This window comes from Rhizobium sp. TRM95796 (assembly GCF_025779995.1).
Taxonomy (GTDB): Bacteria; Pseudomonadota; Alphaproteobacteria; order Rhizobiales; family Rhizobiaceae; genus Rhizobium_E.
Map to the genome: position 1 here is coordinate 16,274 of NZ_JAOXHE010000004.1, position 11,603 is coordinate 27,876.

The 11,603-nt window shown below is 64.7% G+C and carries 13 protein-coding genes; 8 read left to right on the forward strand and 5 right to left on the reverse strand.

Annotated elements, in window-relative coordinates; genetic code table 11:
- Positions 1 to 60: 60 nt before the first annotated feature.
- From OCK01_RS08895 to OCK01_RS08910, 4 genes are all read left to right on the forward strand, one after another.
- Positions 61 to 1,032, forward strand: coding sequence for a cupin domain-containing protein (locus OCK01_RS08895; RefSeq protein ID WP_263823622.1), 972 nt, complete (start codon positions 61 to 63; stop codon positions 1,030 to 1,032).
- 68 nt (positions 1,033 to 1,100) lie between these two features.
- Entirely contained in the window at positions 1,101 to 1,796 is a 696-nt protein-coding gene (locus OCK01_RS08900) for an RraA family protein (RefSeq protein WP_263823623.1), read from the forward strand.
- A gap of 11 nt (positions 1,797 to 1,807) precedes the next feature.
- The gene (locus OCK01_RS08905) at positions 1,808 to 1,984 is read left to right on the forward strand and encodes a hypothetical protein (RefSeq protein WP_263823624.1); all 177 of its coding nucleotides are present in this window, start codon (positions 1,808 to 1,810) and stop codon (positions 1,982 to 1,984) included.
- Positions 1,984 to 3,363: an amidase gene (locus OCK01_RS08910; protein WP_263823625.1), complete on the forward strand. Its 1,380-nt coding sequence runs from the start codon at positions 1,984 to 1,986 to the stop codon at positions 3,361 to 3,363. The genes OCK01_RS08905 and OCK01_RS08910 overlap by 1 nt, the downstream gene beginning before the upstream one ends.
- Positions 3,364 to 3,444: 81 nt before the next feature.
- On the opposite strand, the gene hisD is transcribed toward OCK01_RS08910, so the two are convergent.
- On the reverse strand, positions 3,445 to 4,743 hold the full coding sequence (hisD, locus tag OCK01_RS08915; protein ID WP_263823626.1) for a histidinol dehydrogenase: 1,299 nt from the start codon (positions 4,741 to 4,743) through the stop codon (positions 3,445 to 3,447).
- Positions 4,744 to 5,000: 257 nt separating this feature from the next.
- On the opposite strand from hisD, the gene OCK01_RS08920 reads away from it, so the two are divergent.
- On the forward strand, positions 5,001 to 5,735 hold the full coding sequence (locus OCK01_RS08920; RefSeq protein WP_263823627.1) for an alpha/beta fold hydrolase: 735 nt from the start codon (positions 5,001 to 5,003) through the stop codon (positions 5,733 to 5,735).
- A gap of 35 nt (positions 5,736 to 5,770) precedes the next feature.
- Positions 5,771 to 6,931, forward strand: coding sequence for an ester cyclase (locus OCK01_RS08925; protein ID WP_263823628.1), 1,161 nt, complete (start codon positions 5,771 to 5,773; stop codon positions 6,929 to 6,931).
- A 78-nt stretch (positions 6,932 to 7,009) separates the two neighbouring features.
- On the opposite strand, the gene OCK01_RS08930 is transcribed toward OCK01_RS08925, so the two are convergent.
- A complete protein-coding gene (locus OCK01_RS08930) occupies positions 7,010 to 7,924 on the reverse strand; it encodes a LysR family transcriptional regulator (RefSeq protein WP_263823629.1) in 915 nt (304 codons plus the stop codon).
- Positions 7,925 to 8,023: 99 nt separating this feature from the next.
- On the opposite strand from OCK01_RS08930, the gene OCK01_RS08935 reads away from it, so the two are divergent.
- The gene (locus tag OCK01_RS08935) at positions 8,024 to 8,812 is read left to right on the forward strand and encodes an SDR family oxidoreductase (RefSeq protein ID WP_263823630.1); all 789 of its coding nucleotides are present in this window, start codon (positions 8,024 to 8,026) and stop codon (positions 8,810 to 8,812) included.
- Positions 8,813 to 8,926: 114 nt separating this feature from the next.
- The gene (locus OCK01_RS08940) at positions 8,927 to 9,256 is read left to right on the forward strand and encodes a nuclear transport factor 2 family protein (RefSeq protein ID WP_263823631.1); all 330 of its coding nucleotides are present in this window, start codon (positions 8,927 to 8,929) and stop codon (positions 9,254 to 9,256) included.
- Between the two features lie 63 nt (positions 9,257 to 9,319).
- Here the strand turns inward: OCK01_RS08940 and OCK01_RS08945 are convergent, their stop codons facing one another.
- From OCK01_RS08945 to OCK01_RS08955, 3 genes are read right to left on the reverse strand one after another with little or no spacing between them, the layout of a single operon-like run.
- A complete protein-coding gene (locus tag OCK01_RS08945) occupies positions 9,320 to 10,294 on the reverse strand; it encodes a quinone oxidoreductase family protein (RefSeq protein WP_412179001.1) in 975 nt (324 codons plus the stop codon).
- 18 nt (positions 10,295 to 10,312) lie between these two features.
- Positions 10,313 to 10,720 (reverse strand): carboxymuconolactone decarboxylase family protein, encoded by a 408-nt coding sequence (locus tag OCK01_RS08950; protein ID WP_263823633.1) that lies wholly within the window; start codon positions 10,718 to 10,720, stop codon positions 10,313 to 10,315.
- 12 nt (positions 10,721 to 10,732) lie between these two features.
- On the reverse strand, positions 10,733 to 11,584 hold the full coding sequence (locus OCK01_RS08955) for a branched-chain amino acid aminotransferase (protein WP_263823634.1): 852 nt from the start codon (positions 11,582 to 11,584) through the stop codon (positions 10,733 to 10,735).
- Positions 11,585 to 11,603: the final 19 nt, after the last annotated feature.

Genomic DNA, 11,603 nt, shown 5'->3' on the forward strand with positions numbered 1-11,603 from the left:
GGTCAGCGCCGGGCGCACTCTTTTCGCAAACGGCTTTGCATACGTATGAAAGGCGAAGACATGACACTCTCACAGGCCGAAATGGAACGGCGCATCGTGCGCTATGGCGAATTGAAGCCCTGCCGCACCGCGTTCATCGACGCGCATACGCCGGGCTCCAATCAGAAAGAAAACTTCACGATCATCGGCGGCGGCGTATCCGAAAGCGCCGACCAGCATGTGCATATCAAGGAGACGCCGGGCTTCAACATCGGCGCCGCGGGCCAGCCGCCGAAATGCCGGAACTCGCTGCATTCGCATCGGACGGCGGAGGTCTTCTTCGTCCTGAAGGGACGTTGGCGCTTCTTCTGGGGCCGCTGGGGCAATGCCGGCGAAGTCGTGCTCGAGGAAGGCGACATCATCAACATTCCGACCGGCATTTTCCGCGGCTTCGAGAATATCGGCACCGACTATGGAATGATCATGGCCATTCTCGGCGGCGACGATGCCGGCGGCGGAGTCATCTGGGCGCCGCAGGTCATCGAAAACGCCAAGGATCACGGTCTTGTCCTGGGCGAGAACGGCAAGCTGTATGACAGCAAGAAGGGGCAGACGCCGCCGGAAGGCGTCAAGCCAATGCCGCTTCTGACGGACGAACAGCTGAAGGCGTTCCCCGAGACGCCGGTCCGCGACGTCGTGCGCGATTATGTGGCGCGCTACTGGGATCTGATGGCGCTGGCGGCCAAGGAGCCGGCCAAGGTGATCGGCGAACAGGCGCTGCTGCGCGACAAGCCCGGCTTCGAGGTGGAGTTCCTGACGCGGGGCTCCATTCCCGAAGACGCCTACTCCGTCGACCGCCATGAGATTCTGATGATCATGCGCGGACATTGGAAGCTGACCTGGGACGGCGGCGAAACCGCGCTGGCGCCCGGCGACACCTGCGCCGTTCCGCCCGGCCTGAGGCACAGCCTGACGCCGTCGATGACCGGCGAGGCAAGCCTCTACCGCGTGACGAACACCCAGGACAAGGCCGGCGCCACCTGGCGCGAATAATCCGTCACCATCCCTCGCGCCGGCCGGCCGCCGCGAGGGACCCTCACATTTACCAGAAGGCAGCGGCCATGGACGATACGCTTCTCTCCCTCCTGCGCATGGTGGATACGCCAACGGTGTGCAACGCCATCGAAGTGGCGCAGGGCAAACGCGGCTTCAATGCATTCACCCGGGGGACGGTTCTCGCATCGCGCCCGCAGGCTCCGGCGATCGTCGGCTATGCCCGAACCGCCCGCATCGCGGCGGCCGCGCCCTCGACCGAAGATCCCGCGATCATCCGCGCCCGGCGCATGGACTATTATCGCCACATGGCCAGCGGCCCGAAGCCCAGCCTCGCGGTGATCGAGGATCTCGATTTTCCCAATGCGGTGGGCGCTTTCTGGGGGGAGATCAACGCCAATATTCACCGCGGCTTCGGCCTGTCGGGCGTGCTCACCAATGGGGTGATGCGCGACCTCGGCGACGTGCCGGATGACTTCCAGATGATCGCCGGCTCCGTCGGGCCGAGCCACGCCTTCGTGCGGGTCGAGGATGTCGGCGTCGACGTGACCGTTTTCGGAATGACGGTGAAAAACGGCGATCTCGTTCACGCCGACCGTCACGGGGCGCTGGTCGTCCCGCCGGAAATCGTGCCCGTCCTGGCCGAGGCGATCGCCAAGCTGCAGGCGACCGAACGGCTGATCATCGATCCCGCGAAATCCGCCGGTTTCGATTTCGAAACGTTCGAGGCGGCGTGGGCGGCTTTCGAAGCCGCCCGGACCTGAGGAGGAGCGTCATGGACGGGCAGAAATCCGAACCCAGCATTGAGGACGTGCGTCTCGCGGCCAAACGCGCCGGCATCGCCCTGGCGGAAGAGCGGGCGGCCTTCGTGCATGACGGCGCTCTCTTCCTGCATCGTTCGGTGGACGTCTGCCGTCGACTGGCGGCGGCTTCCCCCGCGAAGGCCGAGTGATGAGCGATCCCGCCGATCTCTCGATCATGGAGGCCCGCGCGGCCCTCGACCGGCGCGAATTGTCGGCCGAGGAGCTGACGACGGCTTGTCTGCGCCGCATCGAGGAGCGCAATTCGTCCTATCACGCCTTCGTGCATGTCGATGCCGATCGGGCGCTCGACGCGGCGCGGCGCGCCGATCGCGACATCGCGGCCGGGGAAAGCCGGGGGCCGCTTCACGGAATTCCGGTCGGCGTCAAGGACCTGTTCGACACCGCCGATATGCCGACGACCCGGGGCTCCGGCGTCTTTGCCGGGCATCGGCCAGCCGTCGACGCCGAACTCGTCGCCCGTCTGCGGACCGGCGGGGCCGTGGTGGTCGGCAAGCTCGACACCTATGAGTTCGCGATGGTCGGCCCGGTCTTCGATCGTCCGGCGCCGCCGGCGCGCAATCCGTGGAACCTCCAGCGGTTTACGGGCGGGTCGTCCTCCGGCTCCGCCTCGGCGGTCGCCGGCGGCCTGGTCCGCACGGCGCTCGGGACGGATACCGGCGGATCCGTGCGCAGTCCCTCCAGCTATTGCGGCGCGGTCGGCTTCAAGCCCACTTATGGCGCGCTGTCGCTCGAGGGGGTCTTTCCGTTGACGCCGAGTTTCGATCACGCCGGAATCCTATCGGCCAGCGTCGACGAGGCGCTCTTGACGTATCATGCCCTCAGCGACGCGGAGCCGCGCCAAGTCCTGCCGCCGAAACGGGACGACCTGCGCAACGTCGCCATCGGCTATGCCCGCGACTGGTTCGCCGACGATCCGCAACTGCATCCGGCGGTTCTCTCGGCGATGGACGAAGCGGCCTCGCAGCTGTCCCTGCTGGGAGCGAAGATCGTCGAAGTCGCCTTGCCCGAGGCCGCATTGTTCGAAGCCGCCGGCGCCGTGATCATCCATGCCGAAGCCTATGACATCCACCGGACGCTGCTTGCGGAGAAGGGCGACACATACAGTCGCAAAGTGTTTCAGAACATCCTTTCGGGGCTGCTTCTGACGCCGGAGGATGTGGACGAGGCGCGGCGCGCGAGCAAGCGTCTCTGCGCACAGATCGATGCGCATCTCGACGGCCGGTTCGACGCGCTGCTGACCGTCAATACGCTGACTCCGGCCTTTTCGTTTGCGGATTTCGAGACGGATGTCGCGGTCTGGACGCCGATGCGCACGCTGGCCTTCAACATGAGCGGCCATCCGGTGTTCGCCCTGCCGGCCGGTTTTTGCGACGGCCTGCCTCTCGGACTGCAGTTGATCGGGCGCAGATATGGCGAAGCCGAACTCGGCGCGATCGCCCGCGCTTACGAGGCGAGCACCGATTTCGCCAGCCTGCGCCCTCCGCTTCCGGCGGGCGTGCTTCGATAAGATCAACCGCACTACGCAGCGGGTGACGGATAGGAAAAAGGCCCGGGACGACCGGGCCTTTCTGCTGTTTCAGACCCGGGATCAGGCCTTGCGCTTCTGCAGCCGATCCAGACGCAGCTGGGCTGCGCGGCGGTGACCCTCGAGGCTCTCGCTGGCGCTCTGGCGGGCGGCCGGCGGGGCCACGGCGGCGACGCCGCGTTCATCGAGCCACTGATGCGTCGCGACCTTCACATAGGCGCCGACCCACAAGCCGCCGGTATAGCGTCCGGCGCCCATGGTGGGCAGCGTGTGGTTGGTGCCGCAGCACTTGTCGGAATAGACGACGCTCGCCAGTTCGCCGATGAACAGCGAACCGTAATTGCTGAGTTTCAGCGCCATGGCCTGCGCATCGGCGGTGTGAACCTGAAGGTGCTCGGCGGCGATGAAGTCGGAATAGGCGATCATCGACTCTTCGCTGTCGCAGACGACGATTTCGCCGTAATCGCGCCATGCCTGACCGGCCACATTGGCCGTCGACAGATCCTGGAGCTGGCGTTCGACTTCCGCAAGCGTCGCTTCGGCGAGCGCCCGGTCGGTTGTGATCAGCCCGACCCGAGTTTTGACGTCGTGTTCGGCCTGGGCCAGGAGATCGGTGGCGATCATCTCGGCGTCGCCGGTGCTGTCGGCGACGATGAAGATCTCGGAGGGACCGGCCAGCTGATCGATGCCGACGGGGCCGAAGACCTGACGTTTGGCTTCGTTGACGAAGGCGTTGCCCGGACCGACGATCTTGCTGACGGTCGGAACGGTTTCGGTGCCGTAGGCCATGGCGGCGATCGCCTGCGCGCCGCCGATGCGGAAGATGCGATCGGCGCCGGACAGGTGGCAACCGGCGATCATGGCCTTGTGCGCATTCGGCGGCAGGCAGGCGATGACCTGCTTGCAGCCCGCCACCTTGGCCGGAACGATGGTCATGATCGGCGCCGACAGCAGGGGATAGCGGCCGCCCGGCACATAGCAGCCGATGCTTTCGATCGGGATGACGCGATGGCCGAGATGGAGGCCCGGCAGAAGCTCGATTTCGAGCGGCTGGATGGTCTGCAGCTGCGCTTCCGCGAAACGGCGCACGTTGGAGATCGCAAATTCGGTGTCGGCGCGGGTTTGCGGGTCGAGCTGGGCGAGCGCCTCATCCCGTTCCGCCGCCGTGACCTCGAACACGTCGAGCTCGGCCTTGTCGAACCGGGCGGAATAATCGCGCACGGCGGCATCGCCGCGGCTGCGAACGTCGGCCAGGATTTCCGCAACCAGCGTTTCCACCGAGGCGTTGTCGCCAATGGAATCGCGCTCGGGCGACTTGACATACTCTGCACCGGACATCGGGGCTTTTTTCAATTCGGTCATGATGGCTCCACTCAAAATTCCGGCCGCCTCCGGCCGGTTCGGAAACTGCTTTCGGCGGACTCCGCGCCGCCGCGCGCTCGGCGGCAGTGCGGCTCGAACCGCGCCGGGCAAGCTGCTTCGCCCCGCGATTTTGATATTGCATACGTATTCAAAATCTGCCAGTCTTTTTTGCGAAGACGCAATTCGAGTTGGAATGCAGCCCTGCAGGCGGCTATGGCTTACGATGGAAATATGACGCGCCGAAGGGATCAGCGGCCATGAAAAGGATCAAGGACCGGACGGTCGACGGCGCCGCGCCGTTGATCGTCGTGCCCGGCACCGTCTGCGACGAGCGGCTGTACCAGCCGGTCATCGACCGGCTCGATCATCCGGGCGAGATCCTGTTCGCGCCGCTGGATGTCGGCCGCTCCATGCCGGAGGCGGCCGCCGTTTTTCTGGCGCGCGCGCCGTCGCGCTTTCTGCTCGTCGGCTTTTCGCTCGGCGGCATCGCCAGTTTCGAAATCATCGCCCAGGCGCCGGAACGGGTCGCGGGGCTTTGCCTGATCGATACGACGCCGCGGCCCGATCCACCGGCGAACGGCCCGCTTCGGGACGCAGTGCGGGCCAAGGCGCGCCGCGACGGCATGGAGGGCTATATCACCGACGCATGGCCGCGCCTCGTCGCCGGAGCCAATCTGGAAAATCACGCGCTCCGCCGCACGATCATCGACATGGCGGTCGATTGCGGCGTCGACTTGTTGGATGTGCAGACCGACATGGCCATCCATCGCGCCGACAGCCGGCCGCGGCTCGGCGCCATCGCCTGTCCGACGATGGTTCTCGCCGGCGCCGAAGAGCAGGTGTGCCCGATCGACGCCCATAGAGAGATCGCAGACGGCGTCGCCGGCGCCGCATTTCATCTGATCGAAGGGGCGGGGCATTTCTCGCCGCTTGAAAATCCCCGCGCCGTCGCATCCCATGTGCAGCATTGGCTGGACGCCTGCGCGGCCTGAACGAATCCGGCGTCGATGCCGAAAAAGGAGCAAACATGAGTGAGGACGACGTGAAGAATCCGAAGAATGCGGCGGCCGCCCGCCCGAAGGAGATGGTGGAGCAGGTGTTGCAGGTCGAGCGACGCGACTACGTGGACCTCGCGCCGACCAACCGGCCGCGCAGCCAATCGCTCGAAGGTTTCGACGACATCTACACCGACATCGTCGACTACATTGTCCGGTGCACGCACCGCATCTGGGATGAGCGCGACATCGGCCTGATCTACACTCACTACACCCACAACTGCGTGCTCTACGGCACGCTCGGCGCGATCTACAATCGCGAAGACGTGGTGCGCGACACGATCCAGCGCTTGGTGTCCCTGCCCGAACGGCGCGGCATGGCGACCCAGGTTCTCTGGCGCGGCAATGATCAGGAAGGGTTCTACACCTCTCACCTCGTCACCGGCTCGGGTCGTCATACGCAGTATGGTCACTATGGCGCGCCGACGGGCCGCACCTTCGTATCGCGCACGATCGCCGACTGCATGATCCATCGCAACATGATCTATCGCGAATGGGTGGTGGCCGACACGATGGCGATCATCCAGCAACTGGGTCTCGATCCCAACGGGTTTGCGGAACGCTTCGCCAGATCGGCTTTCGACAAGGGCCTGCTGTCGCTGGATATCGGCGAAAACCGCCGCCTTCTCGGCCAGTATCCGCCGGAAGCCGAAGCCGATGTCTCGATCGCCCATAACGATGTCGAAGCCGAGACGCTGCGCTGGCTGCATGAAGTGTTCAACAAGCGGATGTTCGGCAAGATCAAGGATGTCTATGCCGCCAACTGCCAGTATCACGGCCCGTTGATGAAGGAGCTCTACGGCGTCGCCGCCGTCACGCATCAGCATCTCGGCCTGATCGGCTCGATCCCGGACGCCGCCTATATGCCGCAGCACATCTGCTCCAACCCTTGCGAAGAGGGCGGCGTGAAGGTCGCGGTGCGCTGGTTGATGGAAGGCCATCATCTGGGCTACGGCATTCTCCAGACCCTCGGCGAGCCGACCGGCGCGCGGCTCCAGGTCATGGGCATGACCCATTACCACTATAAGGACGGCAAGATCGTCGATGAATGGAACGTCTATGACGAACTCTCGCTGCTGACCCAGGTGAAACTGGCGCAAATGGCGAAGGCTTCGCCGTCCGCCGCGTCCTGATCGCCCGAAGCGAAGCGTCGGCCGACGACGCCCATGCCGACCCACGGGTCGGTCGCCGCGGCCGACGCATTTTCGAGACTATTCGTTCGCGCCGGCCGAGGCGGCGGCCTGTGAACGCGCCAGGGCCAGGAAGGCCTTGACGCCGGCCGAGAGGTTGCGGCGACCGGGATAATAGAGGCAGAGGCCGGGATAGGGCGGCGTCCAATCTTCCAGCAGGCGCGTGAGCCGGCCCGTTCGGATGTCGTCCCGAACGCTCTGCTCCATGAAATAGCCGATCCCGGTATGCGCGAGCACGGCTGTCCGCGACAGCTGGGCCTCATCAAGAATGATCGGGCCGCGCACGTCGATCTGAAGGATCTCGCCGTCTTTTTCAAACCGCCAGCGAAACAGCGATCCGTCCGGCAGGCGCACCCGGATGCATTTGTGATGGTGAAGATCCGCCGGCGTCTTCGGGGCGTCATGCTCTGCGAGATATTCCGGCGTGGCGACCACGGCGTAACGCTGCGGACGGCCGAGCGGCAAGGCGATCATGTCGCTGGGCACGAGACCGGCGACCCGCACGCCGAGATCGAAGCCTTCCGCGACGATGTCGACCAGCCGTCCTTCCGTCACGAGGTCGACGACCATATCGGGATAGCGGCGCAAAAATTCCAGCACGAGCGGCGAGATGATGTCGCGCGCGGCGAAGGGCGCCGCATTGATGCGGATCGTGCCCGACGGCGTGAGGCGCTCGGAACGGACCGCTTCGAGCGCGACCTCGATGTCCTGAAGGGCGGGGCCGACCTGATCGACGAACAACCTGCCCGCGCCGGTGAGCGAAACGCTTCGGGTCGTCCGGTTGAACAGCCTGACGCCGAGATGAGCCTCGAGCTTGCCGATGGCCAGGCTGAGCGCGGTGGTGGACATGTCGAGATCGATGGCCGCGGCGCGGAATGTTCCCCGATGCGCGATGGCGATCACCGCTTTCAGATCCGTCAGCCCGACTTTATCCATTGTCCCGAATTCCGCCATTCGTCATCCCGGTTTGTCCCAGTTATCAGTATAATTGTCGAGTGTTATCTCTTTCGCATCGAGATGAAAGAGGAACTGACCATGAGCCATGCAAACGACTTTCTCGGACTTGGAGGCAAACGCGTCCTCATCACCGCCGGCACCAAGGGTGCAGGCAGGGCCTGCGTCGAACTCTTTCGGCAGTTGGGCGCACAGGTGCTGACGACGGCCAGAACGAAGCCCGACGAACTGCAGGACGAAGAATTCGTCGCTGCCGATCTCACAACGATCGAGGGCGTCGCCGATGTCGCCGGCGCCGCGCGGGAACGGTTGGGCGTCGTCGACGTCGTCGTGCATATGCTGGGCGGGTCTTCAGCCCCCGGCGGCGGGTTCGCGGCGCTCGACGATGCGGAATGGAGCCGGGAATTGCAGCAGAACCTGTTCGCCGCCGTTCGCCTCGACCGGGAACTGCTGCCCGACATGATCGCCCGCGAGGCCGGCGTCGTCATCCATGTCACGTCGATCCAGCGTCTGTTGCCGCTGCCTGAATCGACCACCGCCTATGCGGCTGCGAAGGCTGCGCTGTCGACCTACAGCAAGGCGCTGTCGAAGGAGGTCTCGCCCAAGGGCGTCCGTGTGGTGCGAGTATCACCGGGCTGGATCGAAACGGAGGCATCGGTGCGTCTGGCGCAGCGCCTCGCCGATCAGGTCGGCGGCGATTACGAAACCGGCAAGCGGATGATCATGGACGGATTGGGCGGCATCCCGCTCGGCCGTCCCGCCAAGCCCGAAGAGGTGGCCAACCTGATCGCTTTTCTCGCCTCCGACCGCGCCGCCTCGATCACCGGGACCGAATACACCATCGACGGCGGCACGGTTCCTACTGTCTGAGCCCGCCCTCATGCAAATCGGGCCCCCCTCACCGATTGGCGACGGCAGGCGCCCCTAAGCGGAGAGGGCCCACGCGACGGCCCCCTCACAGCAATCACTGAAAGGACAACGACCATGACCATGACTCTACCAGAGCCGATCGCAACGTTTTTCAATCCGGATAAGTCGCGCGACGCCGACCGTGTCGCCAATTGCTTTCTCGACACATCCTTCGTCAAGGACGAGGGCCACACCTATCTCGGTCGGGACGAGATCCGCCAATGGATTGCGGCGTCTTCTGCGAAGTACTCCTACACCGCCACGCCCATCGACATCAGGCAAGAGGGCCGCCGCACCGTCGTCACCAGCCATCTGATCGGCGACTTTCCCGGCAGTCCCGTCGACCTGCGATATTTCTTTACGCTGCAGGACGGTTTCATCGCCGAGCTGGACATTCGTCTCTGACAGGGCGGCCGGTTCTCGGGCGTCCCGCACGACGGCGTTGCGTTGACGGGCCGCCTGTTTCGATCATGGCGTCAGCACCAGTGATCCTGTGGTCTGGCGTCCCTCGAGCAGCGCATGCGCCTCTGCCGCCTCAGAGAGCGGACGTCGATCAGGTTCGGTGATCCGGATCTCTCCTCCGACGAGCCGCGAGAAAAGGTCGGCGCTGCGCGACAGGAGTTCGGCCCTGTCCTCGACATAGTCGAACAGCACGGGGCGGTTGGCGGAGATCGAGCCGTGGGCGGCGAGGTCGGAGAGCTTGAAACCCTCGATCATGCCGGAGGACTGGCCGAAGCTCACGAACATGCCGCGCTTTTTGAGGCATTGCAGCGAGCCGCGCCAGGTGTCGGCGCCGACGCTGTCATAGACGGCGGCGCAGCCCCGGCCTGAAGTGATCTCCTTGACCGCAGGGACGAAATCGTCCTGGCGGTAATTGATCACATGCTCATAGCCATGCGCCTCGGCGAGCGCGATTTTCTCCGGGCTGCCCGCCGTGCCGATGGCATGCGCGCCCAGCGCCTTCAGCCATTGTCCCAGGATCAGGCCGACGCCGCCGGCGGCGGCATGGACGAGGATGGTGTCGCCGGGCTGGACGGCGTAGGAAGAGGTGACCAGATATTGCGCCGTCAACCCCTTGAGCAGCGAGCCGGCGACGACCGTGTCGGAGAGGTTGACGGGGATCTTGACGCATCGATCCGCATCGATCAGCCGTTCTTCGCAATAGGCGCCGAGGCGGGAGACATAGGCGACGTGGTCGCCGATGGCGACATCATGGACATCGGGGCCGACAGCCGTGATCACGCCGGCGGCTTCCGCGCCCGGGATGAGCGTTTTATCGGGCCACGGATAGAGGCCGCTGCGATAGTAGACGTCGATGAAATTGACGCCGATCGCGCGGTGGCGGATCCGGACTTCGCCGGGGCCGGGCGCACCGAGCTCGACATCGCTCCACACCATCGCGTCGGGTCCCCCCGGCGCGGCTGCCAGCATCGCTTTCATGATGTCCCCCCGGACTTTTTCTTATTTCACGTCGAATTCTGGATCTGACGGCACCTGCATGGCGATCGCCAGATGATTGGTTTGCGCCGCCAGTCCGATGACTGCGAGAAGTTCGCCATGCTGGGCGTCGGTCATGCCGCGAGAGCGTGCGGCCGCCGTGTGCGACTGGATGCAATACTGGCAGCTGTTGGCGGTGGAGACAGCGATATAGATCATCTCGCGGGTCAAGGGATCGAGCGTACCCTCGACCGTCATCACCGATTTCAGGCTTTCCCAGACCCGCTTGAGATTGGCGGGATCATTGGCGAGCGCCCGCCAGAAATTGTTGATGAAGTCGTTCTTGCGGGTCGCGCGGATGTCGTCGAACACCGCCTTGACGGCGGGGATCGCCTCGGCGTCGGCGTCGGTCAGAAGTTTGACAGTGGCCATGTGGTTTCCTCCTCAGGCGTGCGCCCAGTCCCAATAGAGCGCGCGCGCCTTGCGGGCGAGCGGGCCGAACTCCAGTTTCTTGTCGTCGAACGCGACGATCGGCACGACCTTGGACATGTTGCCGCTTGAGAAAATCTCGTCGGCCTCGCGGAAATCCTCAACCGTGAGCGACTTTTCATGCACGGTCACGCCGGCCTCGCGCAGCAGCTTGATGACGCGCTGGCGGGTGATGCCATCCAGGAATGTGCCGTTGGGAACCGGGGTGAACACCTCGCCGCCGCGCGCCATGAACACATTGGCGGTGGCGAGTTCGGCGACATTGCCGATCACGTCGGTGACCAGCGCATTGTGAAAGCCCTTGGCTTTGGCTTCGCGCATCATGCGGGCATTGTTGGGATAGAGGCAGGCGGCCTTGGCGTTGACGGGCATGACTTCCAGCGTCGGACGGCGGAAGCTGGTGGTGGTGATGGTGAAACCCTTGGGCTCGACCATCGGGATTTCCTCAAGGCACAGCGCAAAATCGGTGGAGTCGGCCAGCGGCGGCACGGTGCCGGCGTCGCTGTCCTCGGCCCAATACATCGGGCGGATATAGACATCCGTGCCGGGGGCGAATTTTTTCAGGCCCTCGCGGGTCAGCGTCTCGATGTCAGCGCCCGTGAGCGTGGGATTGAGTCCGAGGGCGGTTGCGGAGGCGTTGACGCGAGCGCAATGGCGATCGAGATCGGGGGAGACGCCTTCAAACAGGCGCGCGCCGTCGAAGACCAGCGAGCCGAGCCAGGTGGCGTGCGAGGCGGCGCCGAGAATGCGGACATCGCCTTCATGCCAGGCGCCCTTGTAATAGGTCCAGGTGGTTTTCGTGCTCATGGCTGTTTCCTCATTTCGT

What these genes read in the sequence shown, in the direction of transcription:
- OCK01_RS08895 (WP_263823622.1), top strand. Translation starts at nt 61, where the DNA reads ATGACACTCTCACAGGCCGAAATGGAACGGCGCATCGTGCGCTATGGC.
- OCK01_RS08900 (WP_263823623.1), top strand. Translation starts at nt 1,101, where the DNA reads ATGGACGATACGCTTCTCTCCCTCCTGCGCATGGTGGATACGCCAACG.
- OCK01_RS08905 (WP_263823624.1), top strand. Translation starts at nt 1,808, where the DNA reads ATGGACGGGCAGAAATCCGAACCCAGCATTGAGGACGTGCGTCTCGCG.
- OCK01_RS08910 (WP_263823625.1), top strand. Translation starts at nt 1,984, where the DNA reads ATGAGCGATCCCGCCGATCTCTCGATCATGGAGGCCCGCGCGGCCCTC.
- hisD (WP_263823626.1), bottom strand. Translation starts at nt 4,743, where the DNA reads ATGACCGAATTGAAAAAAGCCCCGATGTCCGGTGCAGAGTATGTCAAG.
- OCK01_RS08920 (WP_263823627.1), top strand. Translation starts at nt 5,001, where the DNA reads ATGAAAAGGATCAAGGACCGGACGGTCGACGGCGCCGCGCCGTTGATC.
- OCK01_RS08925 (WP_263823628.1), top strand. Translation starts at nt 5,771, where the DNA reads ATGAGTGAGGACGACGTGAAGAATCCGAAGAATGCGGCGGCCGCCCGC.
- OCK01_RS08930 (WP_263823629.1), bottom strand. Translation starts at nt 7,924, where the DNA reads ATGGATAAAGTCGGGCTGACGGATCTGAAAGCGGTGATCGCCATCGCG.
- OCK01_RS08935 (WP_263823630.1), top strand. Translation starts at nt 8,024, where the DNA reads ATGAGCCATGCAAACGACTTTCTCGGACTTGGAGGCAAACGCGTCCTC.
- OCK01_RS08940 (WP_263823631.1), top strand. Translation starts at nt 8,927, where the DNA reads ATGACCATGACTCTACCAGAGCCGATCGCAACGTTTTTCAATCCGGAT.
- OCK01_RS08950 (WP_263823633.1), bottom strand. Translation starts at nt 10,720, where the DNA reads ATGGCCACTGTCAAACTTCTGACCGACGCCGACGCCGAGGCGATCCCC.
- OCK01_RS08955 (WP_263823634.1), bottom strand. Translation starts at nt 11,584, where the DNA reads ATGAGCACGAAAACCACCTGGACCTATTACAAGGGCGCCTGGCATGAA.